At 66.0% G+C, this 25,073-nt stretch carries 25 protein-coding genes and 1 riboswitch; of the genes, 17 read left to right on the forward strand and 8 right to left on the reverse strand.

Features of this window, described 5'->3' with window-relative positions:
• The 3 genes from gatA to ACQCSV_RS07185 all read left to right on the forward strand — a co-directional run bounded on the left by gatA (position 1) and on the right by ACQCSV_RS07185 (position 3,904).
• Positions 1 to 1,560 carry an Asp-tRNA(Asn)/Glu-tRNA(Gln) amidotransferase subunit GatA gene (gatA, locus tag ACQCSV_RS07175; RefSeq protein ID WP_354153843.1) on the forward strand — a complete coding sequence of 520 codons (1,560 nt, stop codon included), beginning with the start codon at positions 1 to 3 and terminating at the stop codon, positions 1,558 to 1,560.
• Positions 1,560 to 3,068 (forward strand): Asp-tRNA(Asn)/Glu-tRNA(Gln) amidotransferase subunit GatB, encoded by a 1,509-nt coding sequence (gatB, locus tag ACQCSV_RS07180; RefSeq protein ID WP_354222284.1) that lies wholly within the window; start codon positions 1,560 to 1,562, stop codon positions 3,066 to 3,068. The genes gatA and gatB overlap by 1 nt, the downstream gene beginning before the upstream one ends.
• Positions 3,069 to 3,283: 215 nt before the next feature.
• A complete protein-coding gene (locus ACQCSV_RS07185) occupies positions 3,284 to 3,904 on the forward strand; it encodes a hypothetical protein (protein WP_426939423.1) in 621 nt (206 codons plus the stop codon).
• Between the two features lie 5 nt (positions 3,905 to 3,909).
• On the opposite strand, the gene ACQCSV_RS07190 is transcribed toward ACQCSV_RS07185, so the two are convergent.
• The gene (locus tag ACQCSV_RS07190) at positions 3,910 to 4,821 is read right to left on the reverse strand and encodes a LysR family transcriptional regulator (RefSeq protein WP_354153840.1); all 912 of its coding nucleotides are present in this window, start codon (positions 4,819 to 4,821) and stop codon (positions 3,910 to 3,912) included.
• Between the two features lie 136 nt (positions 4,822 to 4,957).
• On the opposite strand from ACQCSV_RS07190, the gene tdh reads away from it, so the two are divergent.
• The 5 genes from tdh (at position 4,958) to ACQCSV_RS07215 (ending at position 10,537) form a co-directional block, all read left to right on the forward strand.
• Positions 4,958 to 6,004 (forward strand): L-threonine 3-dehydrogenase, encoded by a 1,047-nt coding sequence (gene tdh, locus ACQCSV_RS07195; RefSeq protein ID WP_354153839.1) that lies wholly within the window; start codon positions 4,958 to 4,960, stop codon positions 6,002 to 6,004.
• Between the two features lie 8 nt (positions 6,005 to 6,012).
• On the forward strand, positions 6,013 to 7,209 hold the full coding sequence (locus ACQCSV_RS07200) for a glycine C-acetyltransferase (protein WP_354153838.1): 1,197 nt from the start codon (positions 6,013 to 6,015) through the stop codon (positions 7,207 to 7,209).
• Positions 7,210 to 7,292: 83 nt separating this feature from the next.
• Positions 7,293 to 8,411 (forward strand): NAD(P)/FAD-dependent oxidoreductase, encoded by a 1,119-nt coding sequence (locus ACQCSV_RS07205; RefSeq protein ID WP_426939424.1) that lies wholly within the window; start codon positions 7,293 to 7,295, stop codon positions 8,409 to 8,411.
• Positions 8,412 to 8,423: 12 nt separating this feature from the next.
• Entirely contained in the window at positions 8,424 to 9,635 is a 1,212-nt protein-coding gene (hutI, locus tag ACQCSV_RS07210) for an imidazolonepropionase (protein WP_354153836.1), read from the forward strand.
• Between the two features lie 113 nt (positions 9,636 to 9,748).
• Entirely contained in the window at positions 9,749 to 10,537 is a 789-nt protein-coding gene (locus tag ACQCSV_RS07215; protein WP_354153835.1) for a DeoR/GlpR family DNA-binding transcription regulator, read from the forward strand.
• A gap of 16 nt (positions 10,538 to 10,553) precedes the next feature.
• On the opposite strand, the gene ACQCSV_RS07220 is transcribed toward ACQCSV_RS07215, so the two are convergent.
• Entirely contained in the window at positions 10,554 to 11,210 is a 657-nt protein-coding gene (locus ACQCSV_RS07220; RefSeq protein ID WP_354153834.1) for a histidine phosphatase family protein, read from the reverse strand.
• 123 nt (positions 11,211 to 11,333) lie between these two features.
• On the opposite strand from ACQCSV_RS07220, the gene ACQCSV_RS07225 reads away from it, so the two are divergent.
• On the forward strand, positions 11,334 to 12,113 hold the full coding sequence (locus tag ACQCSV_RS07225; protein ID WP_426939425.1) for a CPBP family intramembrane glutamic endopeptidase: 780 nt from the start codon (positions 11,334 to 11,336) through the stop codon (positions 12,111 to 12,113).
• A 123-nt stretch (positions 12,114 to 12,236) separates the two neighbouring features.
• Here the strand turns inward: ACQCSV_RS07225 and ACQCSV_RS07230 are convergent, their stop codons facing one another.
• Positions 12,237 to 12,875, reverse strand: coding sequence for a VOC family protein (locus ACQCSV_RS07230; RefSeq protein WP_354153832.1), 639 nt, complete (start codon positions 12,873 to 12,875; stop codon positions 12,237 to 12,239).
• 204 nt (positions 12,876 to 13,079) lie between these two features.
• Between ACQCSV_RS07230 and ACQCSV_RS07235 the strand changes: the two genes are divergently transcribed.
• Together ACQCSV_RS07235 and metX are read left to right on the forward strand one after the other, a co-directional pair.
• Positions 13,080 to 14,432: a bifunctional o-acetylhomoserine/o-acetylserine sulfhydrylase gene (locus tag ACQCSV_RS07235; protein WP_354153831.1), complete on the forward strand. Its 1,353-nt coding sequence runs from the start codon at positions 13,080 to 13,082 to the stop codon at positions 14,430 to 14,432.
• Between the two features lie 68 nt (positions 14,433 to 14,500).
• Positions 14,501 to 14,615: riboswitch (SAM riboswitch) on the forward strand.
• A 12-nt stretch (positions 14,616 to 14,627) separates the two neighbouring features.
• A complete protein-coding gene (metX, locus tag ACQCSV_RS07240; protein WP_354153830.1) occupies positions 14,628 to 15,743 on the forward strand; it encodes a homoserine O-acetyltransferase MetX in 1,116 nt (371 codons plus the stop codon).
• 4 nt (positions 15,744 to 15,747) lie between these two features.
• On the opposite strand, the gene ACQCSV_RS07245 is transcribed toward metX, so the two are convergent.
• Positions 15,748 to 16,260, reverse strand: coding sequence for a hypothetical protein (locus ACQCSV_RS07245; protein ID WP_354153829.1), 513 nt, complete (start codon positions 16,258 to 16,260; stop codon positions 15,748 to 15,750).
• Positions 16,261 to 16,279: 19 nt separating this feature from the next.
• On the opposite strand from ACQCSV_RS07245, the gene ACQCSV_RS07250 reads away from it, so the two are divergent.
• Positions 16,280 to 16,402: a hypothetical protein gene (locus ACQCSV_RS07250; protein WP_426939426.1), complete on the forward strand. Its 123-nt coding sequence runs from the start codon at positions 16,280 to 16,282 to the stop codon at positions 16,400 to 16,402.
• On the opposite strand, the gene ACQCSV_RS07255 is transcribed toward ACQCSV_RS07250, so the two are convergent.
• Positions 16,399 to 17,247, reverse strand: a complete 849-nt coding sequence (locus tag ACQCSV_RS07255) for an SGNH/GDSL hydrolase family protein (protein WP_354154197.1) — start codon at positions 17,245 to 17,247, stop codon at positions 16,399 to 16,401. The two genes, ACQCSV_RS07250 and ACQCSV_RS07255, sit on opposite strands and share 4 nt — an antisense overlap.
• Positions 17,248 to 17,342: 95 nt before the next feature.
• Here ACQCSV_RS07255 and ACQCSV_RS07260 point away from each other — a divergent pair, with 95 nt between their 5' ends.
• Complete coding sequence (locus tag ACQCSV_RS07260; protein WP_354153828.1) at positions 17,343 to 17,993, forward strand: phospholipase; 651 nt, start codon at positions 17,343 to 17,345, stop codon at positions 17,991 to 17,993.
• 48 nt (positions 17,994 to 18,041) lie between these two features.
• Here ACQCSV_RS07260 and ACQCSV_RS07265 read toward each other — a convergent pair whose 3' ends face one another.
• On the reverse strand, positions 18,042 to 18,275 hold the full coding sequence (locus ACQCSV_RS07265) for an RNA-binding S4 domain-containing protein (protein ID WP_111906389.1): 234 nt from the start codon (positions 18,273 to 18,275) through the stop codon (positions 18,042 to 18,044).
• 33 nt (positions 18,276 to 18,308) lie between these two features.
• Here ACQCSV_RS07265 and ACQCSV_RS07270 point away from each other — a divergent pair, with 33 nt between their 5' ends.
• From ACQCSV_RS07270 to ACQCSV_RS07280, 3 genes are all read left to right on the forward strand, one after another.
• Positions 18,309 to 19,334 (forward strand): DMT family transporter, encoded by a 1,026-nt coding sequence (locus ACQCSV_RS07270; protein ID WP_354153827.1) that lies wholly within the window; start codon positions 18,309 to 18,311, stop codon positions 19,332 to 19,334.
• A 133-nt stretch (positions 19,335 to 19,467) separates the two neighbouring features.
• Positions 19,468 to 20,853, forward strand: coding sequence for a glycine--tRNA ligase (locus tag ACQCSV_RS07275; RefSeq protein ID WP_354153826.1), 1,386 nt, complete (start codon positions 19,468 to 19,470; stop codon positions 20,851 to 20,853).
• 2 nt (positions 20,854 to 20,855) lie between these two features.
• The gene (locus ACQCSV_RS07280) at positions 20,856 to 21,938 is read left to right on the forward strand and encodes a GNAT family N-acetyltransferase (protein ID WP_426939427.1); all 1,083 of its coding nucleotides are present in this window, start codon (positions 20,856 to 20,858) and stop codon (positions 21,936 to 21,938) included.
• Positions 21,939 to 21,957: 19 nt separating this feature from the next.
• Here the strand turns inward: ACQCSV_RS07280 and ACQCSV_RS07285 are convergent, their stop codons facing one another.
• Entirely contained in the window at positions 21,958 to 22,773 is an 816-nt protein-coding gene (locus ACQCSV_RS07285; protein ID WP_354153824.1) for a DUF1295 domain-containing protein, read from the reverse strand.
• Positions 22,770 to 23,510 (reverse strand): alpha/beta fold hydrolase, encoded by a 741-nt coding sequence (locus ACQCSV_RS07290; protein WP_354153823.1) that lies wholly within the window; start codon positions 23,508 to 23,510, stop codon positions 22,770 to 22,772. The genes ACQCSV_RS07285 and ACQCSV_RS07290 overlap by 4 nt, the downstream gene beginning before the upstream one ends.
• An 80-nt stretch (positions 23,511 to 23,590) precedes the next feature.
• Between ACQCSV_RS07290 and ACQCSV_RS07295 the strand changes: the two genes are divergently transcribed.
• Positions 23,591 to 25,054, forward strand: coding sequence for a YibE/F family protein (locus tag ACQCSV_RS07295; RefSeq protein ID WP_354153822.1), 1,464 nt, complete (start codon positions 23,591 to 23,593; stop codon positions 25,052 to 25,054).
• Positions 25,055 to 25,073: the final 19 nt, after the last annotated feature.

Below are 25,073 nucleotides of genomic sequence, written 5' to 3' on the forward strand. Positions count from 1 at the left end.
ATGACTGACACCAACGAACTCATCCGCCTCTCTGCCGCGCAGTTGGCCGCCAAGCTGGCCGCCCGCGAGGTCACCTCCGTCGAGGTCACGCAGGCTTACCTGGACCGGATTGCAGCTGTCGACGGCGGCGAACGCGGCGTGAACGCGTTCCTGCACGTCAACACTGAAGAAGCGCTCGCCGTCGCCGCTGAGGTGGACGCCATCCGTGCCGCCGGCGGTGCCGCTGCCGAGGAACTCCACGTGCTCGCCGGCGTGCCGATCGCGGTCAAGGACCTCATCGTCACCATCGGCCAGCCCACCACGGCAGGCTCCAGGATCCTCGAGGGCTGGCACAGCCCCTACGACGCCACAGTGGTCAAACGCCTCCGCGCCGCCAAAATGCCCATCCTGGGCAAAACCAACCTGGACGAATTCGCCATGGGTTCCTCCACCGAGCACTCCGCGTACGGCCCCACCCGCAACCCGTGGGACCTGGACCGGATCCCCGGCGGTTCCGGCGGCGGCTCGGCTGCGGCCGTTGCTGCCTTCGAGGCCCCGCTGGCCCTCGGTACGGACACCGGCGGATCCATCCGCCAGCCCGGCGCCGTCACCGGCACCGTGGGAGTCAAGCCCACCTACGGCGGCGTCTCCCGCTACGGTGCTATCGCCATGGCTTCCTCGCTGGACCAGATCGGCCCGGTTTCCCGCACCGTCCTGGACTCGGCGCTGCTGCACCAGGTCATCGGCGGGCATGATCCCTTTGACTCCACATCCCTGCCCGACCCCCTGGCAGACCTAGTCGCCGCCGCCCGCGTGGGCAACGTCGAAGGCATGCGGATCGGCATCATCAAGGAACTCCACGGCGAGGGCTACCAGGCCGGCGTCGAGAACCGCTTCAACGAAGCCCTGGAACTGCTGAAGCAGGCCGGTGCGGAAATCGTTGAGGTGTCCTGCCCCAACTTCCAGTACGCCCTCGGTGCCTACTACCTGATCATGCCGTCGGAGGCCTCCTCCAACCTGGCAAAGTTCGACGGCGTCCGGTACGGCCTGCGCGTCCTGCCCGAGGACGGACCCATGACGATCGAACGCGTTATGGGTGCCACCCGCGCCGCAGGATTCGGCGACGAAGTCAAGCGCCGCATCATCCTGGGTACCTACGCGCTGAGCGCCGGCTACTACGACGCGTACTACGGGTCGGCCCAGAAGGTCCGTACCCTGGTGCAGCGCGACTTCGAGGCCGCGTTCGCGCAGGCCGACGTCCTGATCTCGCCCACGGCGCCCACCACGGCGTTCAAGCTCGGCGAGAAACTGAATGACCCGCTGGCGATGTACCTCAACGACGTCGCCACCATCCCCGCCAACCTGGCAGGCGTTCCCGGGCTGACCCTGCCCGGTGGCCTGGCGGACGAGGACGGCCTTCCGGTCGGCATCCAGCTGCTGGCTCCGGCCCGCGAGGATGCCCGGCTCTACCGGGTGGGTGCTGTCCTGGAATCCCTGCTTGAGGCACAGTGGGGCGGACCGCTCCTGGACCGTGCACCGGCGTTGGTTGAGACCCTTGTTGAAGCCAAGGAGGCAAAATAATGATCACTGAGGCAACCCTGAGCTTCGAAGAGGCCATGGAGAAGTACGATCCCGTCCTGGGGTTCGAGGTCCACGTGGAACTCAACACCAAGTCCAAGATGTTCTCCTCCGCGCCCAACGTCTTCGGCGACGAGCCGAACACCAACGTCAACGAGGTGGACTTGGGCATGCCCGGTGTGCTGCCGGTAGTGAACAGGGTCGCGATCGAGTCCTCGATCAAGATCGGCCTTGCCCTGAACTGCAAGATCGCTGAATCCTGCACGTTTGCCCGGAAGCAGTACTTCTACCCGGACACTCCCAAAAACTTCCAGACGTCACAGTACGAGGACCCGATCGCGTACGACGGCTACCTGGACATCGAACTCGCGGACGGGACCATCTTCCGCGTGGAGATCGAGCGCGCCCACATGGAAGAGGACGCCGGCAAGCTGACCCACATGGGCGGGGCCGCCGGCCGCATCCAGGGTGCCGACTTCTCGCTGGTGGACTACAACCGCTCCGGCGTTCCGCTGGTGGAGATTGTCACCAAGCCCATCGAGGGCGCCGGTTCCCGCGCCCCGGAGCTGGCCAAGGCCTACGTGGCCGCCGTCCGGGAGATCGTCAAGAACCTGGGCGTCTCGGACGCCAAGATGGAACGCGGCAACGTGCGCTGCGACGCGAACGTTTCGCTGCGCCCGCACGGCCGCGAACGCTTCGGCATTCGCTCCGAAACGAAAAACGTCAACTCGCTGCGCGCCGTCGAACACGCCGTCCGCTACGAGATCCAGCGGCACGCAGCCGTCCTGGATGCCGGCAACCCGGTCATCCAGGAAACGCGCCACTGGCACGAGGACACCCGCACCACCACCTCGGGCCGTCCCAAGTCGGACGCCGATGACTACCGCTACTTCCCGGAGCCCGACCTGGTCCCGATCGTTGCGTCCCGCGAATGGGTCGAGGAACTCCGCGCCACTCTGCCCGAGCCGCCGGCGGCCCGCCGAAAGCGCCTGCAGGCCGACTGGGGTTACTCGGACCTGGAATTCCGCGATGTTGTCAACGCCGGCGTGATGGATGAGATCGAGGAAACCATCGCCGCAGGAGCCGCTGCCTCCGTGGCCCGCAAGTGGTGGATGGGCGAGATCGTTGGCCGGGCCAAGAACGCCGACGTCGATCCCGGCCAGCTGGGCGTGCAGCCCGCCACCATCGTGGAGCTGAACCGGATGGTTGAGGACGGCAAGATCAACAACAAGATGGCCACCGAGGTCCTGGACGGCGTCCTCGCCGGCGAAGGCACCCCGGCGGAGATCGTGGAGAAGCGCGGACTCGCCGTCGTTTCCGACGCCGGCCCCCTCCTGGAAGCCATCGACGCCGCCCTCGCCGCGCAGCCCGACGTCGCGGACAAAATCCGCGCCGGCAAGCTCCAGGCGATCGGCGCGATCGTGGGCGGCGTTATGAAGGCCACCCGCGGGCAGGCCGACGCCGGCCGCGTCAAGGAGCTGATCCTCGCGAAGCTCGGCGTTGAAGGCTAGCCGAGGGCCGAGCCGCAGGCTAAGCAGCCTGTTTTAACCCAACTGGGTCGCAGTTAATGCTGTCATGAGCGCTCATTACGACATCTACTGCGACCCAGTTGGGCTTTAAGTACTCGCTTCCTGCCCGAAAAGTACGCGTGTTCAGTGTGGCTTCCCGGTTCTAGACTGAAGATCCAGGGCGCCGGAGCCCTGCCGGTGCTGTGGGAGGAATGGCCATGTTGGTCCAAGAACCGTTCAGATTCCGCAAGGTCCTGCTGGCCGGCGTCGTAGCGCTGGCGCTGACCGGCACCGGCGTCGCCATCGCCTGGTCCGCGGACACGCCATCGCCGTCTCCGTCAGCGTCTGGCCCGGGGAAGTCGGACAAGGCGCCGGGCCAGGAGAAGCCGGCCAAAGCCCAGCGCCCGCAGCATCTGCACAGTGAAAGTGTGGTGAAGAAGGCGGACGGGTCCTTCGAAACCGTGCTGACCCAGCAAGGCACGGTGGACGCCGTCAGCGAAACCTCGGTCACCGTCAAGAGCGAAGACGGCTTCACCCAGACCTACGCCGTCAACGCGGATACCAAGATCATCAAGTTCCCGGCCCCGGCCGCGGACGGTTCGCCGGCAACGGGCGACGACGGGAAGCGGCTGAAGCGGTCAGAGGTCACCATCGCGGAAATCGCCACGGGCGAGGCCGTCAGGATCTCGGGCGTGGAGAGCGGCGACGACGCCACGGCGCGCCAGATCGTGGAGGGCGCCGGTGCCGGTCCGGGCAACGGCCTTGGGAAAAGCCTGGGCAAGGGGCACGGCCACGGGATGGGCAAGGGCCTCGGCCACGCCAAGCCATCCGAAAAGTAGGTAGCCTAGCCCTGTTCCACCAGTCCGGTCATGATCGCCTGCAGCGCCTCGCACACAATCATCACCGAGCGGCGCTTCAGGTTCTCCGGGCGGGCCAGGATATCGATCCGCCGCCGGGTGCTGATGCCCTCAAGCGGCCGCAGCACAATGCCCGGGTTGAGCACGGGCCGCGCCGTATGCCGCGGCAACAGACCCACCACACCGCCCGCCGCGACCAGCGCGGCCACCGTGGAGTAGTCGTTGATCCGGTGGACGATGTTCAATTCCTTGCTGGAGACGGCCGCGACGGCGGACAGCACGTCCGCGGGAGAGTAACCCGTGTGGCTGGTCACCCACGGTTCGCCTACGACGTCGGCCGCGGTCAGTGTGTCCTGGCTGGCCAGGCGATGTTCCGCCGACAGGGCCACATCCAGCGGTTCGTGCGCCAGCGGGATCACTGCCACACGCTCCTCCGGCCAACGCGGGCTGTGGTCCATCCGGTGCGCCAGCACCAGGTCGTACCGCGCCGTGAGCGCCGGAAAGTCCTGCTGCGCCACGTCCTCGTCGGAAAGCTGGATCCGCGGCTGGCCGGGCGCGTCCAGCATGCGGGCAAGCGGCGCGAACAGCGCCTGCCCCGCGCTGTGGAAACCGCTGATGGTCACGGGGCCAACGGGCGAGCCGTGATAGGCGCCGATCGCCGTCCGGGCGTCCGCCATGGCACTGACGACGGCGGCACCTGCGTCGGCGAGCACCTGGCCGGCTTCGGTCAGCACCAGGTTGCGGCCCTCTTTGCGGGTCAGCGGAACCTCCACGTTGCGTTGCAGCAACGCCAGTTGCTGGGACACTGCGGACGGCGTCACCATGAGCGTCTCGGCCACCGCCTTCACGCTGCCCAGGGCCCCCAGTTCCCGGAGGATTTCCAGCTGATGAATTTCCATCCGTCCAGTCTATACATTAGCTAATACTTCATCGTCGATTGAGAAAAAACTGCTTGTGCTAATGCTTCGAAATGGCTCTAATGAAGGGAGATCTCCGCCCGCAGCCGCGAGGCGACTGCCAAGAGTTAGGAAGCCAATGAAGGCCCTCTACAAGTCTGGTGCACACGCCGGGTTCGAACTCGTCGACCGCCCCGAGCCCGAAGCGGGACCCAACGACGTCAAGATCCGGGTCATGACCACAGGGATCTGCGGCACGGACCTGCACATCCAGTCCTGGGACGCCTGGGCACAGAGCATGATCCAGGCGCCGCTCATCGCCGGCCATGAGTTCTACGGTGAAGTAGTGGAAATCGGCCACGGCGTCCGCGACGTCAAGGTGGGGGACCGGGTATCCGGTGAGGGCCACGTGGTCTGCGGGATCTGCCGGAATTGCCGCGCGGGGCGCCGCCATATGTGTATCCATACCGTCAGCGTCGGCGTGCAGCGGGACGGCGCCTTCGCCGAGTATGTTGTCATCCCCGAGACCAACGTCTGGGTCCACCAAGATCCCTCCATCACCCCGGAGCTCGGCGCGATTTTCGATCCGTTCGGCAATGCCGTGCACACCGCCCTAAGCTTTCCCCTGGTGGGCGAGGACGTGCTGATCACGGGTGCCGGGCCCATCGGACTGATGGCCGTTGCGGTGGCGCGCCACGCCGGTGCGCGCAAGATCGCCATCACTGACGTCTCCAAGCCGCGGCTCGACCTGGCACGCCAGCTGGGCGTGGACCTGGCCATCGACGTCTCCACCACGCGCGTCAAGGATGCCCAGCGTGAACTCGGCATGCGGGAGGGCTTCGACATCGGGATGGAAATGTCCGGCCACCCCACGGCCCTCCCTGAGATGATCAACAACATGAACCACGGCGGCCGTATTGCCATGCTCGGCCTGCCCAGCCAGGACATCACCATCGACTGGGGCAAAGTGGTCACGCACATGCTGACCCTGAAGGGCATCTACGGCCGGGAAATGTATGAGACCTGGTACGCCATGAGCGCCATGCTCTCCTCCAACCCGGTCCTGCACGCCGGCATCTCAGCGGTGGTGACGGACACGCTGCCCGCCGCAGAGTGGGAAAAAGGTTTCGCGACCGCCCGCGCCGGCGTTGGCGGAAAAGTTGTCCTCGACTGGACCGAACTCTAAGGAGCACCATGTACACCTCCATCAAGGACCAGCTGCTGACTGAGCTGGACGACATCCGCACCGCCGGGCTATTCAAAACCGAACGCAGCATCAACTCCCCGCAGTCCAGCCACGTCACGGCAGGGCAGATCGGCCAGCCCGGCGCCACCGTCCTGAACTTCTGCGCCAACAACTACCTGGGCCTCGCGGACCACCCGGACATCATCGCCGCCGCGAAGTCAGCCATGGACTCGCGGGGCTTCGGCATGGCCAGCGTCCGCTTCATCTGCGGCACCCAGGACCTGCACCTGGAACTGGAAGCCAGGGTCTCCAGGTTCCTCGGCACGGAGGACACCATCCTGTTCTCCAGCTGCTTTGATGCCAACGGCGGGGTCTTCGAATCCCTCTTCGGGCCGGAGGACGCCATCATCTCCGATGCCCTCAACCACGCCTCCATCATCGACGGCATCCGGCTCTGCAAGGCCCAGCGGTTCCGCTACGCCAACCAGGACATGACGGACCTCGAGGCCAAGCTTGTTGAAGCGAAGGATGCACGGCGGAAGATCATCGTCACCGACGGCGTGTTCTCCATGGACGGCTACCTGGCGCCGCTGGAAGCCATCTGCGACCTCGCCGAGAAGCACGACGCCCTGGTGATGGTGGACGATTCCCACGCCGTCGGCTTTATGGGTGCCACCGGTGCCGGAACCCCCGAGCATGCCGGGGTGTCCCAGCGCGTGGACATCTACACCGGAACGTTCGGCAAGGCCCTGGGCGGCGCGTCCGGCGGCTATGTGTCCGGCCGCAGCGAAGTGGTGGCCATGCTCCGCCAGAAAGCGCGCCCGTACCTGTTCTCCAACTCCCTGGCCCCCGCGATCGTCGCCGCGACCATCAAGGCGCTTGACCTGGTGGAGAACTCCGGTGACCTGCGGACCCGGCTGTTCGAGAATGCCCGGCTATTCCGCCGCCGGATGACCGAGGAGGGCTTCGAACTCCTGGACGGCGAACACGCGATTGTTCCCGTGATGTTCGGGGATGCCGTGATGGCCGCCAAGGTAGCGGACCAGATGCTCCAGCACGGCGTCTTCGTCACCGCGTTCAGTTTCCCGGTGGTCCCGCGCGGCGCCGCCCGGATCCGTGTGCAGCTTTCAGCGTCGCACTCAGCGGACGACGTCGAAGCGTGCGTGGGTGCGTTCGTCGCCAGCCGTGCGGCGGTAGCAGGCTAACCCAGCCAGGTTTAACCCAGCCGGGCTAAACCTTACAGAGCAGGACCGGCGCGGACGCAGGGCAACTCTGCAAGGATGGAGCCATGGCAGCACACTACGACGTCCTGATTGTGGGCGGCGGCATCGCCGGCCTGTCCCTGGCCTCCGCGCTCGCGGGCAGCTGCAGCGTGGCGCTGGTGGAAGCGGAGCAGGAGCTGGCGTACCACACGTCCTCCCGCTCCGCGCGCCAGCTTATTCCGAGTTACGGCCCTGAGGTGGTCCAGGAACTCACGGTCCGGACCCTGGAGCTGATGGCGGCCCGGGACGCGCAACTCCCCGAACCTGTCCTGACGCCGCGGAGTTTTATGCTCATCGGCACCGAGGAGTCCGTCCGCGCCGAGGCCAGCGGCCACATGAGTCCCATCACGCACGACCGGGCACTGGAGCTTTGCCCTGCACTGGTCCCCGGGGCCTTCTCAGCCGCAGGCCTGGATACCGGATCCTTCGGCTGTAACGCCCCGCTGCTGCTGGCCGATCACCGCCTGCGGGCGGAGGCCGCCGGCGCCGACATCATCACCGGGGCACGGGTGCATTCCGCCCAGCGGCTGGGCTCGGGCTGGGAGATCGGGGCCGGTCAGGAAGCCTTTGAGTCCGGTGTGCTGGTCAACGCGGCCGGCGCCTGGGCCGATGAAATCGCCGTGATCAGCGGTGTGGAGAAGCTCGGGCTGCAGCCGTACCGGCGCACTGCGGCGATCGTCGACGTCGAACGTCCCCTGCCCGGGCACAGCCCCATGGTGGCGGCAGCGGACAACTCGTTCTATTTCCGCCGGGAGGGCACCGAGGTGCTGATCTCGCCGTCGGAAACGGTGCCCAGCGGACCCGAAGACGCCAGGCCGCGGCCCGGCGATATCGAGCGGCTGAACGTGAAGCTCAACCAGCTGACCACGTTGGGAATCCGCGGAGTTCGGAGCGCATGGACGGGGCTCAGGACCGAGGCAGCCGACGGCGTTCCGGTAGCCGGTTTCGACGCCGAAGCCCCCGGGTTCTACTGGCTGGCCGGTCAGGGCGGTTACGGCTTCCAGACCTCATCGGCCATGGCCGAGCTCGCCGCCGCGCAGATTCTGGCCGGGCAGGGCACCGGTCACAGTACCGTTGCGGACCATCATCCGGCATCCCGGACAGCGGAGGCGCTGGCGGCCACGCGATGGTCCATCCGGCGCTGAACAATGGAACCCATGAGCACCCTGATCACCAACATCGCCGAGCTGATGACCCAGGATCTGGACCACCGCGTCCTTAAAAAGGCCGCCGTGGTGATCGAGGGCGAACGGATCGCCTGGCTCGGTTCCGCCGCGGATGCGCCGGCGGCCGACGAAGCCGTGGATGCCGGCGGCCGGGCCGTTTTGCCTGGCTGGGTGGATTCGCACACCCACCTGGTCTTCGCTGGCGACCGCACCGCGGAGTTCGAGGCGCGGATGGCAGGGGAGGCGTATTCGGCCGGTGGTATCGCCGTCACCATGGGCGCCACACGGCGCGCGTCCGATTTCGACCTCACCCGGCTGGCCATGGCGCGTGTGTCCGAGGCCGTGTCGCAGGGCACCACCTACCTCGAAACCAAGACGGGGTACGGGCTGGACATTGAGCATGAGGCCCGGAGCGCCCGGATCGCCTCCACGGTCGCAGACGAAGTCACCTACCTTGGCGCCCACCTTGTCCCCGCGGGCACCGATGCCGAGGCCTACACCGATCTCGTCTGCGGGCCCATGCTTGATGCCGTCCGGCCCTACGTCCGGTGGGCGGACGTGTTCTGCGAGAAAGGCGCCTTCACTGCCGAGCAGTCCCGCCGTGTGCTGGAGGCGTGCCGCGCCTCGGGACTGGGGATCCGGGTCCACGGCAATCAGCTTGGCGAAGGTCCCGGCGTGCAGTTGGCGGTGGAATTCGGGGCAGCCAGCGTGGACCACGTGAACTACCTGTCGGACCGTGACGTGGCGGCGCTCGCGGAAAGCTGGTCCGGCTGGAATCCGGTCAGCGGTACGGGTGGCCGGGGCACCGTGGCAACCTGCCTACCCGCCTGCGATCTTTCCACCCGGCAGCCGCTGGCCCCGGGGCGTGAACTGTTGGACGCCGGGGTGCAGGTGGCGTTGGCGTCCAATTGCAATCCGGGTACCTCGTACACCAGTTCCATGGCGTTCAACGTGGCGACGGCGGTGCTGCAGATGCGGTTCAGCGTCCACGAGGCGGTGCGTGCTGCAACCTATGGGGGCGCGCTGGCGCTGCACCGGGAGACAGGGCACGACGCCGACGGCGCCCGGGCGGTGGGTTCGCTCGCCGTCGGGCACCGGGCAGATCTGCACATGCTCAACGCGCCCTCCGCCACGCACCTCGCCTACCGCCCGGGTATGCCGCTCACGTACGGGGTGTGGCGGGCCGGTGCGCGGGCACGCTAACTGGGGTCACGTATTTGTGATTGCGATGTGATCATTTGGTCCTGTTATGATCAGATAACGTCATATTCTGGTGACTGTTTGACGCCGATTTGTTTGACGCTGAGAGGCTCCCCATGACCCGCACTGACCGCCTGACGGCCATTCTGGACATCCTCGCCAAGACCGGCCAGGTGGAGGTGGAGGAGATTGTCACGCAGCTTGCGGTCTCGCCTGCCACGGCGCGGCGTGATCTGGACAGCCTGGCCAAGCGACGTCTGCTGACCCGCACCCGCGGCGGGGCCACCACAGGCGCCTTGGCCTACGACCTTCCTGGCCGGTACAACCGTGACGACCACGCCGAAGCCAAGGAACAGATCGCCCAGGCCGCCGCGGCCCTGATTTTTCCCGGCGCGGTGATCGGGCTGTGCGGCGGCACCACCAGTACAGCCTTGGCGCAAATCCTGGCCACGCGCGAGGACCTCAACGCTCCCGGCCACCAGTCCACCCTGACGGTGGTCACTAACGCCATCAACATCGCTGCGCAGTTGGCTGTCCGCCCCAACATCAAGGTCATGGTGACCGGCGGCATCCTAAACCCCCGCTCGTACGAACTGGTGGGACCCTACACCGACATCATTATGCAGAAGGTGGTCATGGACATCGCCTTCATCGGCGTGAACGGAATCGACCCTGAGGTCGGTCCCACCAATACGGGGGAGGGCGAGGCGTCAGTCAATGCCCTGCTCGCCAGCCGGGCCCGGATCTCGTACGTGCTGGCCGACTCCTCCAAGGTGGGCGTCAGAGCCTTTGCCACCATGGATGGCTACGAGTTCACCCGCCTGATCACCGATTCCGGGATCTCCGCCGAGGACAAGGCGGCGTTCGAAGCCAATGGCACCGAGGTGATTGTGGCCCCGCACTAGGTGCCGCGAACAGCCCCTAAAAGATCACCGGCGGCGCATCCAGGACGGTCTCGTCCACCCGGCGGTCCACCCATTGGCTGAATGGAATGTCGAGTTCGTACTTGCCCAGGTCGGTGCGCAGAAGTGTCCGCACCGCTGCATTGTCCGGGTTGTTGAGGGATTCGAAATACTCCACCGACCAGTGGAACCAGCGCATGCAAAACAGGCGCATGGTGAGCCCGTGGGTCACCAGCAGCGCGTTCGGGGCGTAGTCCGGTTTGGACCAGTGGCGGTAGAGCGTCTCCATAAAGGATGAGATCCGGTCGTAGACGTCGGAGCCGGATTCGCCCTCCCGGAACCGGTAGAAGAAATGGCCGTAGGCGTTGCGGAGTTCCTTCTGGTCTTCGATGTCGCCGGCGATCTGGAAATTGGCCCAGTCCTGCTCGCGGAGGCGCGGTTCTTCGATCACCCGTTCCGTGAGATTGCCGAGGTTCAGTGCCGCCAGGGTCTGGTGCGCCCGAAGGTACGGGGATACGTAGACGCAGACCTGCCGGCCGTCCAGCTCGCGGCGGATCAGTTCGCCGGCAGCCGTGGCCTGCGCCAGGCCCTGGGGAGTCAGCGGAATCCGGTAGTCCGGGACCCTGTTGTAGATGGACGTATCGACGTTGGCCGCGGACTGGCCGTGCCGGATCATGAAGATTTTCCCTGGCGCGCTCATAAGCCCCAAGCATAGGTCCTGCCTCCGTCGCAGGGCCTCACTGCGAGCCGGGCCGCCGGGAATCAGCGAAGAACCAGAAACTACAGGCAAGATGGAACCATGTTGGTTCCCTCCCGCCGTCGCCTGCGGATCGAAGTCTGGATTGTGCTGGGTCTTTCCCTGGGGCAGTCCGCCGTCTACTCGGTGGTGCAGCTGCTGGACAAGATAACCCGGGCCCCGCTGGCCGAAGGCACGTCCACGCTGAACCGGTCACAGAGCCCGCGCGAATACTTCGACCTTACATACCAGCTGCTGGACATCATTTTCGCCCTGGTGCCCGTGCTGCTGGTGGTCTACTTCCTCACGGACCAGCGGCAATCCGGTGCCGGCGTAAGCTCCCAGAGCGGTTCGGCTTTCCGGAAGCTGGGCTTCAACTTCGCCCGGCCGGGCCGTGACCTGCTGCAGGGCTTTGGCCTGGCGGCGCTGATCGGGATCCCGTCACTGGGACTCTACGCCGCGGGGCGTGCGCTGGGGATCACCACGGCCATCATCCCCAGTGCACTCGACTCATACTGGTGGACAGTTCCAGTCCTGATTCTTTCAGCGCTGCGGCACGCCGTGGTGGAGGAAGTCATCGTGGTGGGCTACCTTCTGGACCGATTCGGCAAGTTCGGCTGGCGCATGCCCCTGGCCATCTTCGCCAGCTCGATGCTCCGCGGCACCTACCACCTGTACCAGGGCTTCGGGCCGTTCATCGGCAACGCCGTGATGGGTGTGGTGTTCGCCTGGCTCTACACGAGGACCAAACGGGTGATGCCGCTCGTCATCGCGCACGCGCTGCTGGACATCGTGGCGTTCGTGGGCTTCAGCCTCTTTGGCCGGGCCGTGGGACTGGGGTAAGAGGGCCGTTGTTCCCATGCCGCACCGTGCACTGAATAAGGTCCGGCTTAAAAGGTTTCGGCCGCCATCGGTGGGTGGCATCATTGGCTCCCGCTGATGGCGGCCGAAGCTTTGAACGAGCAATCAGATGGTGACTGCTCCGGTAGAGGTTTCGAAGGTCACTGACAGGATTCCAGGGGTTCCATGCGGAGCCACCCAGTCAACGGCGACGTCCTCCAGGGGCTTTTCGACGGGTTCACCCAGCCATTCCGTCACGCGTGCGGCGGAACCGGCTATGGTCAGGCAGCTCATCTTGACGTTGCTTTCATAGGCATTTGACGGGTGCAGGGCGGGGTCGCCCGCCCACTTGAGCATGTACGGGACCTGCGGGTCCGCGATCAGGCCCAGGATGCCGATCTGCTTCCAGACCAGCTCGCGGCCGTCCGGGAACTTGCGGTTGCCGTTGACGGCAGCACGGCCCAGCCGGTCTTCGAACGGAGCGAGGTCGTCCACTTCGACGCACCAGCCCATCCAGCCGCCGCCGGCTTCGGACCGGGCCCGGACAGCCTGCCCGAAGGGGGCCTTGTCCGATGCCGGGTGGTTCAGGACCTCCACAACTTCCAGGTATTTGTGGCCGGCCAGGGGAATAATCATGTTCCGGGTTCCAAACCGGGGGTGCACCCCGCCCTTCACGGCTTCAACGCCGAGGGCGGACGAAATACGTTCGGTGGTGGCAACGAGGCCATCTTGTTCACAGGCGTAAGAGACGTGATCCATGCGCATGCCATCATCTTGGCACTTTGTGATCCGGCTCTCAGCTAAGGGTAGCCTTACCGGAATCCGTTGCGTCACGAGTGGACATTCCGCCGGAATGCAGGAGAAGGACCGGCCAGCTGACCACCTTCGTCACAATCCTGTTCCTGTCCGGGAAAGTCTTCCTACACTGAACGCAACGGAGTTGTGCCACACCACGTCAAGGAGCATTGAATGTCGAACGCATGGTCTTTCGAAACCCGCCAGATCCACGCTGGCCAGGAACCGGACAGCGCCACCGGCGCGCGGGCGCTCCCAATTTACCAGACGACGTCGTTCGTTTTCCCGAGTGCCGAAAGCGCCGCCAACCGGTTTGCCCTCGCAGAACTCGCACCGATCTACACCAGAATCGGCAACCCCACGCAGGACGCCGTGGAACAGCGGATTGCCAGCCTTGAGGGCGGGCTCGCTGCACTGCTGTTGAGCTCGGGACAGGCCGCCGAAGCCTTTGCCATCCTGAACATTGCCGAAGCCGGGGATCACGTGGTGGCCAGCCCCAGCCTGTACGGCGGGACGTACAACCTCCTGGCGCACACCCTCAAGAAGTTCGGCATATCCGTCACGTTTGTGGCTGACCCGGACAACCTCGACCAGTGGCGCGATGCCGTCCAGCCCAACACCAAGCTCTTCTTCGGCGAGGTGGTCTCCAACCCGCGGCAGGACGTGCTGGACATCGAAGGCGTGTCCGGGGTAGCTCATGACGCCGGCGTCCCCCTGATTGTGGACAGCACCCTGTCCACCCCGTACCTCATCCGCCCGCTCGAATGGGGCGCGGACATTGTGGTCCACTCCGCCACCAAGTATCTGGGCGGCCATGGTTCCGCGATCGCGGGCGTGATCGTGGACTCCGGAAAGTTCGACTTCGGCGCGGACCCGGAACGGTTCCCGGGCTTCAACACCCCGGACCCCAGCTACAACGGGCTGGTGTATGCCCGGGACCTCGGTGCCGGCGGTGCCCTGGGTGCCAACCTGTCCTACATCCTCAAGGCCCGGGTGCAGCTGCTGCGCGACCTCGGCTCGGCAGTGTCACCCTTCAACGCATTCCTCATCGCCCAGGGCTTGGAAACGCTGAGCCTGCGGGTGGAGCGGCACGTGGCCAACGCCGTCGATGTTGCCCAGTGGCTTGAGGCAAGGGACGACGTCGAATCTGTCGCCTATGCCGGTCTGGCCTCCAGCCCCTGGTATGAGCGCGGCCGCAAATACGGCCCCAAAGGCACCGGGGCGGTGGTCTCATTCAACCTGGCCGGCGGCGCGGAGGCCGGGAAACGCTTCGTGGATGCCCTGGAACTGCACTCCCACGTTGCGAACATCGGGGACGTCCGTTCACTGGTGATCCACCCGGCATCGACCACGCACAGCCAGCTCTCGCCGGAGCAGCAGGTCATCGCCGGGGTCACGCCGGGACTCGTCCGCCTGTCCGTGGGCATCGAACACATCGATGACATCCTGGCCGACCTCGAGGCCGGGTTCCGGGCAGCCAAGGGTGCAGCGGACCCCAACAAAGACGCGGTGGGCCCGCAGGAGTAGGGCTTCAGCGAAGTCACAACCAGTCACACGCTTAGCAATAGACCGGGGCTGTTCGTACACTCGAAGTAGGTCATGAGTGCCAGCGACAGCCCCGGCTTGCTGGCCGGCAACCCTCTTTTGCGGCGGGGTGCCCCGGGTGAGGACCTGGCCTGCCGGTCAATTGACGGTGGGCAAGCGCTTAGAAAAGGTCCTTCCATGACGATTACGATTTCCCGTACTGCAGCACCCGGAAACGGCGTGGTCCGTTACGCCAGCATCGGCGGACTTGAGCTCGAAGCCGGCGGTTACCTCCCGGACGTCACCCTGGGCTATGAAACGTGGGGAACCCTCAACGCGGACGGCTCCAACGCCGTCCTGATTGAACACGCCCTGACCGGCAGCACGCACGTGACGCGCGGCGACAGCGACGAGCCAGGCTGGTGGGAGCAACTGGCCGGACCCGGTGCACCGGTGGACACCGACCGGTTCTTTGTGGTCTCCATCAACGTCGTTGGTGGCTGTTACGGCTCCACCGGGCCATCCTCGGTTGCCCCCGACGGCAAGCCATGGGGGTCGCGGTTTCCGTTGGTAACGCTGCGGGACACCACGGCGGCTGAGGCCAGGCTGGCTGACCAGCTGGGCATCCCGAGCTGGTACGCCGTGCTGGGCGGCTCCATGGGCGGCGCGCGGGCATTGGAATGGGCGGTCACCTACCCGGAACGGGTCCAGCGGTGCGCTGTTATCTCGATCGGTGCCGCCAGCACGGCCGAACAGATCGCGTTCGCCCAGGCGCAGACGCTCGCCATCCGCCAGGACAGCAATTTTAACGACGGCGATTACTATGGCGGTCCGCTGCCGGAGGACGGACTGGCCCTGGCGCGGCGCATTGCGCACATCACCTATCGCTCCGCAGAGGAATTTGATGGTCGCTTCGGCCGGTCGGCCCAGCACCCGGAATCGCCATTCCAGGCGGCGGCGCTGGGGGAGCGGGGCCGCTACCAGGTGGAAAGCTATCTGGATTACCAAGGCAAAAAGCTGGTGCGGCGCTTTGATGCCAACAGCTACATCGCCATCACCGACGCCCTGATGAGCCACGATGTCTGCCGCGGGCGGGGTTCCCTGCATGAGGCCTTGGGCCGGGCTACCGCCAGGTTCTTCGTGGCCGCCGTGGACAGTGACCGGCTGTATTTCCCGTCCCAGTCCCGTGAGCTGGCCGACGCGCTCCCGGGTGACGTGGATGTGCACGTTATTGAGGCGCCGATCGGCCACGACGGCTTCCTGACCGAGATTGGCCAGCTCGGCACCCAGCTCCGGAATACGTTCCTGGTCTAAGCAGTTAGCCGTTCATGATGTCGGAGCGGCGCTTCATATAGTCCTCCATGGCCAGCTCGCCGTTGCTGTACTGCTGGTCGAGTTCGGCCAGTTTCCGGGCACGGTATCCCTGCGGGCCCGACGGCGGCAGGGGAATAGCGGGGGCGACAGGCGGCTTCGGTGCTTCCGCGCGCTGCGCCGGCACCGACTGATCATTGGCTTGCGGCTGGCCGTACGGCGGGAACTGCTGGTCTGCAGATGGAATCGGCTGCATGGGCGGCAACGGCTGGCTCGGCGGCAGGGGCTGTGGGCTCATGACCTGGCGGAAGCCGCCACTCATGTAATCCTGCTGCGTATAGCCGTCACGGGGCTGTTTGTTCTGCTGCCCTGGGTACTGTTCGCCGCCTGGAAACTGCTCAGGGTAGCGACCGGAAAAGCTCTGCTCCTGGTTCCGTTTGTTGACGGACTTCCGGTACATCCGCATCGCCATAGGCACCACGAACGACAGAATGATGATCCAGAAAAACAAGCTGTTCACGGTGTAGCGCCTCTCATATGTGTCCTTCCAGCTTAACCCCGGAGTCCACACGCCCGGCCGGGATCCGCAGGAAGGCTCCATCCCGGTTCACGGCATCCTGCACGGCATCGCTGTTCCCTGTGTCATGCCGGCCCGCCGCTAGCGCCGGGCGTCGGCGGTGCCCAGCGGCCCCTCGCCGGATCCCAATGGAACGCCAGGGCCGAACACGGGGCCTGGCATCGGACGTTTTGCGGTGATGCCGTCGCCGGAAGAGCGGTGGCGCAGCCGCCGCACCACCCACGGGACAAAGTACTCGCGGGCCCACACCAGGTCTTCGGAGCGGGCTGCCCGCCACGTGCGGACGGGCAGGGGCTTGGGCCGGAGCGGCTCGAGAGTGTGGTTCACGTTCAGCGAATCCAGCACCATGGCGGCGATGGTGTGGTGTCCCAATGGCGAAAAGTGCAGGCGGTCCTCGTCCCACATCTGCGGATCGTTCAGCTGCTTGAGCGACCACATGTCAGCGATGATGGCGTCATGGCGGGCGGCCACGGTGCGCAGGTTCTCGTTGTAGATGGCCACCTTGCTGCGGATCCGTCCCAGCACCGAGGAGCCGGTATCCGGGCCGTTGAACAGCACCACCGTGGCACCGCCCATGGCCAGGATCTGGACCACTGAATCAAGTTTTTCGGCGAGGGCGTCGGGGTCTCCGCCGGGCCTGATGAGATCGTTGCCGCCGGTGGAAAGGGTTATCAGGTCCGGCTTCAGCGCCAGGCACGGAGCGAGCTGCTGGTCCACGATCTGCTGCAGGAGCCGGCCGCGAACCGCCAGGTTGGCGTAGGCGAAGTCCGTCGGGCCGCGGCCCAGTTCCTCGGCCACCCGGTCGGCCCAGCCGCGGAATCCGCCGGGCCTGGTTGGGTCGGGGTCGCCGATGCCCTCGGTGAATGAATCTCCCATCGCTACATAGCGGCTCCATGGGTGCGCTTCCGTGGCCCTGGGTGGGCTCTGCATGGCTTTCGCGTCATTCACGGTCCTATCCTGCCTCCTCTTTCACAAGCTACGCCACCGTAGGTAGTTACCACCGGGTAACTGTAAGAATGGAAACCATGACTGTCGCCCAAGTATTTCCCGCTCCTGTTGTTCTGTGGTCCCGGCCGGAGGACCAGCGCTCCGGGAAGCCGCTGCTGGTGCTGCTGCACGGCTACGGTGCCAACGAACAAGACCTGCTGAGCCTGGCGGATATGCTTCCCGAGGATTTTGTTGTTGCCTCGCTCCGGGCGCCCCTGGTGACCGGCCCCGGGTTTACATGGTTCCCGCTGACGGCTTCCATCGAATACACGCTCGACGCCGTCAAGGCCGCAGCCATGTACGTGCAGGACTGGATTGACACCGTCAAAGCCGACCACCCGACGGTGACGCTGCTCGGCTTCTCCATGGGAATGGCCATGGCCACCACGCTGCTCCGGCAGCGCCCCGCTGACTACGCCGCCGTCGTCGGGCTTTCCGGTTTTGTGGTCAACGCGGACGGCGACCCCGCCTTCAAAGACGGCGAACTGGACGGCACGGTGCCGCTCTTCTGGGGCCGGGACCAGCAGGACCCCGTAATCACTACCGACAAAATCGACTACACCATGGGCTGGGTGCGGGGGCACGTCAAGCTCACCAAGGTGCTGTATGCGGGCATGTGGCACGGCATCAACCAGCAGGAAATCGGGCACGTTTCCGAGTTTCTGACGCACGAGGTGCTGAACAAATAAACGTACGACGGCGGCCGGCGGCACAGTGCCGCCGACCGCTGACGCTTGTCAGGCTTCGGGGGCCACAACCTTCACGGTCTGCCCGTTGACGGTGACCGTGTCGCCGTTGTGCAGCTGGCGTCCCCGGCGGTCATCGATCGCGCCGTTGACTTTGACGAGGCCGTTTTTGATCAGCTCAGCGGCTTCCACGCCGTCCTCCACCAGGCTGGCGAGCTTCAGGAGCTGGCCAAGACGGATCATGCTGTCGCGGATGGGGATCTCTTGAATGTCCTGGTTGCTCATACAAGTAATAATGCCTGACGTAAGGTGAATCCAATGACCCACACCCCCCGGCTGCCGCGGTTCGCGGGGCTCCCGCTGGCCGTCGTCGCGGGACTGGCCATTCCCGTCCAGGGCCGGATCAACGGTGCCCTCGGCGTCCGGCTCAACGACGGCATCGCTGCGGCCGTGGTGGGCTTCAGCATCGGCCTGGTGGTGATGATCCTGATCTCCCTGATCCTGCCCAGCGGCCGCGCCGGTCTCGCCAGGATCCTGCCGGCGGTCCGGTCCCGGGCCTTCCCGCCCGTGTACGTCCTGGCCGGCGGCATCGGCGCCCTTTTTGTTTTCTCGCAGTCCTTCACCGTGGGCATCCTGGGCGTGGCACTGTTTACCGTCGCCGCCGTGACCGGGCAGACCCTGAGCGGGCTGCTGGTGGACCGGCTGGGCATCGGTCCGGCCGGCAAACGGGCCGTAACTCCCCTGCGGATCATCGGATGCGTGCTGACGGTAGCCGCCGTCGCCTGGGCGGTTTCGCCACGGCTGGCTAGCCCGCCGGGTTCCCCGGGTGCTCCCGCGGAGGGAGCCGGCGGCCTGGAAACCTTGGTCCTGCCGTTGATCCTGCCGGTCCTGGCCGGGTTCCTGATGAGTTTCCAACAGGCCATGAACGGGACGGCGACGGTCCACTACGGTTCGCCGATCGCCGCCACGCTGGTGAACTTCGTGGCCGGCGCGGTGTTCCTGTGGATTGCCTTGGCCATCAAGCTGGCCGTTGTTGGACCGGGCAATCCGTTGCCGGCGGAGTGGTGGTACTACCTGGGCGGACCCATGGGCTGCGTGTTCATCGGCCTGGGTGCGCTGCTGGTCCGGAGCCTGGGAGTGCTGGTGACCGGGCTCGGCATGATCGCCGGACAGCTCCTGGGCTCCCTGGGGCTGGACCTTCTGGTGCCGGCCCCGGGAAGCATCGTGGCCCCGGCCACCGTCCTGGGCACACTGCTGACGCTGGCCGCCATCATCCTGGCCACCCTGCCGTGGCCGCGCGGCGCCTTCCGGAGGCAGGCAGTTTCCGGAGGCAGTGGCCGGTAGGCTAGGACACGCAGTTCTCTGCATCTTGTTCCTTCGCCCGCCCCGCCCGCACCCAGCGGTGATGCACCCACGTGCAGCGGGGCCAGATACCCGCGGACCGCACCCAGCGGCCCTGTAGAAATTGGAGTCCACCATGGCAGCAAAATCCGTACTCGACCAGGTCATTTCCCTTTCCAAGCGAAGGGGCTTTGTGTTCCAGGCCGGTGAAATCTACGGAGGCTCGCGCTCTGCCTGGGACTACGGACCCCTCGGCGCTGAGCTCAAGGAAAACATCAAGCGCCAGTGGTGGCAGTCCATGGTCCGCGGCCGCGAGGACGTAGTGGGCCTGGATTCCTCCGTCATCCTGCCCCGACAGGTATGGGAAGCCTCCGGCCACGTTGACGTCTTCTCCGATCCGCTGGTGGAGTGCCTCTCCTGCCACAAGCGCTACCGCGCCGACCACCTCGAGGAAGAGTACGAGGAAAAGAAGGGCCGCCCCGCCGAGAACGGCCTGAAGGACATCGCCTGCGCCAACTGCGGCACCCGTGGTGAATGGACCGAACCCCAGGAATTCTCCGGCCTCCTCAAGACCTTCCTGGGCCCGGTGGCCAACGAGGAAGGCATGCACTACCTGCGCCCGGAAACGGCCCAGGGCATTTTTGTGAACTTCAGCAACGTGCTCACCACGTCCCGGAAGAAGCCGCCGTTCGGCATCGGCCAGATCGGCAAGTCCTTCCGGAACGAGATCACCCCGGGCAACTTCATCTTCCGCACCCGTGAGTTCGAGCAGATGGAAATGGAATTCTTCGTTGAGCCCGGCACGGACGAAGAGTGGCACCAGTACTGGATGAAGGAGCGCATGTCCTGGTACACCGGCCTGGGCATCCGGGAGGAGAACCTGCGCTTCTTCGAGCACCCGCTGGAAAAGCTGAGCCACTACTCCAAGGGCACCACGGACATCGAATACCGTTTCGGTTTCCAGGGCTCCGAATGGGGCGAGCTCGAAGGCATCGCCAACCGCACGGACTTCGACCTCTCCACTCACTCCAAGGCTTCCGGCCAGGATTTGAGCTACTTCAACCAGGCCACCAATGAGCGCTACACCCCGTACGTGATCGAGCCGGCCGCTGGCCTGACCCGTTCCTTCATGGCGTTCCTGGTGGATGCGTACACCGAAGACGAGGCACCGAACGCCAAGGGCGGCGTCGACGTCCGTACCGTCCTGCGCCTTGACCCGCGACTGGCTCCCGTTAAGGCTGCGGTGCTGCCGCTGAGCCGCAACGAGGACCTCTCGCCGAAGGCCAAGGACCTGGGCGCGCAGCTGCGCAAGAACTGGAACATCGACTTCGACGACGCCGGCGCGATCGGCCGCCGCTACCGCCGCCAGGATGAGATCGGCACCCCGTTCTGCATCACCGTGGACTTCGACACCCTGGAGGACCAGGCAGTGACCATCCGCGAACGCGACACCATGAGCCAGGAACGCGTCTCGCTGGACAAGGTGGAAGGCTACCTGGCCGCCCGCCTGATCGGCGCCTGAGCGTGGCCATCGAATACCGCGAATGGCTTGAGGGCGATGACCTGACGCTGCTGGAAGTCTGGGGCGGCCTGGAGACCGAACAGGCACGGCAGTTCCGTGGAGCGCTGGCCGTCTCCTCGGCCGGGACGGACGGTACTCCGTGGCGCCGCTGCATCGTGGCCGAGGACGTCATTGACGGCGTTGGCATTCCGGTGGCGGCGGGCGTTGTCTACGAAGCCTCGCTGCACCCGGAGCGGCTGTGGAGCTACATCGAGGTGGCGCGCGATCACCGCCGCGCCGGCATCGGTGCAACGCTCCTGACCATGCTGCGCCGCGAAGCCGAGCAGGCGCCGTCGGGCGTTACCAAGTTGCGCGCGAAGGTGCAGCCGGGCACTGCCGGGGCCGCGTTCGCCGAGGCGTTCGGGCTTGCGCCCATCCAGCGTTCCCGGCTGGTGGTGGTGGAACCGGGCGCCCTGAAGCTGCCGGTGTTCCCTGCGAAGAACGACGGCGGCGGGCCGGCCAACGACGAAAACGCCGGTTCCGACGTCGTGATGGACCTCGCTACCGGCTCCGTTGAGCTGACCGACGTCGTGGGGCGGTACTACACATCCATCCACGGCTGGGATTCGCCGGGCGTGCTGTCGGTTGGGCAGGTGCAGAAGCTGTTCCTGGATGACCTCACCGGCGCGCATGGTGCGCTTGTGCTGCGCGTAGAGCCGGGGTCAGCCTTCGGCGCCGCCGTTTCGCCCAGCAAGAAGGGCCGGATCCGCGCCTTTGCGGTGAGCTATGCGGAGGCGGCCCTGGACCCGGCGGCGGACGCGTCTGCCCAGGGCGCCAAGGCCACGGATGTGTTTGTGGGCCACGAACCCGCGCTGGACTCGGACGACGCCGCAGCTGCGGTCCGTGACCTGCTCTCGCTCCTCGCGTATCAGCACCCGGTCATGCTGGAACTGGACGATTCGATGGCCGCGCTGCGCGCCGCCGTCGAGCCCTTGCTGGAATCCGGCAAAGCGCGCCAGGCCGGCGCGGACACGCTGGTCGTCTCGGACTCACCCCCGTACCCAATTGACTCGCAGTTAACGCTCTCACAACGCGAAATGGCGTAATGGCGACGTTAACTGCGAGTCAGTTTGGGGGCAGTCGCCGGCGTTTGGGCGGCCACGGGATGAAGCCGCTGGTTGCTTCGACATATTCCCGGTAGCCGGGCCGGCCGGACATCGCCTTTTCCGTCAGGGGCTTCCCGGTCTTCCCCGCCAGCGTCCATACCATCAGCGCCGCTGACAGGATAGTCAGGATGCCCGGCCAGGAGTCTGCGGTGATGAGGAACAGCCCCGTCCAGATGGCTGCATCACCGAAATAGTTGGGATGCCGGGTGTATCGCCACAAACCGGTATCCAGCACCGTGCCGCGGCGGGACGGGTCCTTCTTGAACTGGGCCAGCTGCCAGTCGCCCACGGTTTCGAACACAAACCCCGTCATCCACAGCAGGATGCCGAGCACGGCCACCCAAGCCACAGGCCCGGTGGCGAACATCCCTATCTGCAGCGTCAGGGACACAAAGAACATCACCGCGCCCTGCGGCAGGTAGACACGGCGGAGCGCATAGACGTTCCTGGATCCGGGCGCAGGTTCCAGCAGAGCCTTGTACCGAGGGTCTTCGTGTCCGTCGCGTGCCCGCCACCCAATGTGGCCACCGAGCCGTAAGCCCCACAGGGCCGACAGGAAAAGCAACAGGAACCTGCGGGTGTCATCGCCAGATCCGGCGGACAGGAACCAGGACACCACGGCCACCGCCACGAAGCCCGGGCCCCAGGCGACGTCCATCACCGAGTGCCGGCCCTGCCGCACGGCCACACCAAACGTCAGCGCCAGGACTGCCAGGACCGCCAGTGCTGTCCAGGGCAGTGACGCGGCGAACTCCGGCCAGGGGAAAGGGCTCATAGGGCCACTTCAGCGGAGGACATGGGCGCCAGTTCAGTCAGCGTGCGCGAGACGGGGTGTGTGAATCCGGTGCTCGCGGCGAAGGCCGTCATGACAAAGCCGGTGGCCAGCGTGTGCCACAGACGGCCGCGGCGCACCATAAAATGACCGGCACCGTGGATCGAAACATACTGCATGGAGGCTGCTGTCCCGGTGGCTCTGCGCGCGAAGGCCAGGGACTGGGACGGGCTGGTCATGTGATCTCCGGTGCCGTGGACAATCAGGACCTTGCGCCCAGTGAGCGGAGTTGCCGGTGTCTCCGGGCTGAGCCACGGGGCCAGCGCCACTACGGCGTCCACCTGCGGATCGTCCGCGGCACTCACGGCGGTGAGGCCGCCCATGGAGTGCCCCACCAGATACACGGGAACGCCAGGGTGTTGCGCACTGATCTGCTGGAGGGCCCAGCGGGCATCTTGCAGTGCAGACCGGTCCGGCCCGTTCCAGCCCCGCACGCTGTTCCGCAGGGACCATACGGCCAGGCCATGGTCCTTCCCGGCACGGTGCAGGTGGCGGGCGAACGTGATCATGCGCAGCGGGCTCAGGTGGCGAGCTTCCACGGGCTCAAAGCTGTGTGCCTTGCCCCCGTGCAGGACCAGTGCCACGCCGCGCGTTGTCCCCGCGGACGGCAGTACGGTGAGTGCCGCCTCCCGCCTCGCAGCAGGTTCGTTGGTGTGAAATTCAGTGCTGCGGTCCGTCACGTGTGGTTCCTCTCGGTTCATGCCATTTATCAACCCTAAGGCGCCGGACGTAGAGTGCAAGGTATGAGGTTCAACTGCTGATGGGCTCCGGTCACTCCCACGCTTCAACAGATCATTCGGAGCCGACAGCCGGGGCGATTGCTGCCCGGCGGAAGGCAAACCGCATCCTGGCAGCTGTGCTGGCACCGCTGACGCTGCTGACGCTGGTTGGCATGGCCATGCTGTGGCCGTCCGGGTCCCAAGAGGGGATCTCCCTCGCCAGCCCTTACGCGGCGGCGCCCGGCGTTACGTTTGATACCGGCAAGATCCAGAGCGTCGTGGAAGAAAGCTGCTTGCAGGGCTCCACGACCGCCAGCCCGCCGGCGGACACCAGCGGCCAGCCTGCCCCCGCCGGCTCCGAGTGCATGTTTGCCTTTACGGAACCGGACCAGGGCGGCAGCCCCGTCAAAGTAGTGATCAATCCTGACGTGGCGCAGTCCCACGGCGTGAAGCCGGGTGACCAGATCAGGTACCTCAACCTTTCGAACGCCCAAGGTGCCGCGGCGTCGCAGGGGTCCCCGGCGTACATCTTCGTTGACTTCGTCCGGACCGTGCCCATCGTGATCCTGGCGCTCCTCTATGCCCTGGTGGTCATCGCGGTGGCGCGCTGGCGTGGACTCCGGGCACTGCTGGGGCTGGTGGGCGCGTATTTCGTCCTTGCCGGCTTCATGTTGCCGGGGCTGGTGGAGGGCAAGCCTCCGCTGCTGCTGGCCCTGGTGGGGTCAACGGTGATCATGATCGGGGTCCTGTATTTTGCCCACGGATTCTCAGCGCGGACGTCCACGGCGCTGCTGGGCACCATGTTCGGCCTGGGCATCACGGCGCTGCTTGCTGCCTGGGCCACCGACGCCGCCAACCTGGCCGGCGTGGGCAGCCACGACGCCGCTACCCTGATCAATACCTCGGCCAACATCTCCATTTCCGGGGTGATCCTCTGCGGCCTCATCATCTCCGGCCTTGGTGTCCTCAACGACGTCACCATCACGCAGTCGTCCGCCGTCTGGGAACTCTACGAGCTGGCCCCCGGCACCAGTGCCCGCAAGCTCTTCACCTCCGCCATGCGGATAGGCCGGGACCACATCGCCTCCACGGTCTACACCATCGCGTTTGCCTACGCCGGCGCGGCCCTGCCCATCCTGATCATTGTGATGCTGTATGACCGGCCGCTGGGGGACACCCTGACCAGTGCCGAGCTGTCAGAAGAAGTCATCCGCACACTTGTGGGCTCCATTGGCCTGGTCCTCGCCATCCCCGTCACCACCCTGATCGCCGTGCTGGTGGTCAAGGCCACCGGCGTCCGGACGGTGGGTCAGCCCGCCGTCGGCATCCCGGACGAAGACCGCCGACTAAACGGCACCCGGGGCGCCGACTCCATTATCGCGGACGACGTCGGCGTTACCGGTGCGCTCCAGGCGGCCGCCTTCGAGAGATGGTCACGGCAGTCCACGGAAGACTCCGACGATCCTGTCCTCGCCCGGAGGGGGCGCCGCGCAGACCGCGGCTGAACGGCAGCTGGCCGCCCGG

It is taken from the genome of Pseudarthrobacter sp. S3 (assembly GCF_050156905.1).
Taxonomy (GTDB): Bacteria; Actinomycetota; Actinomycetes; order Actinomycetales; family Micrococcaceae; genus Arthrobacter.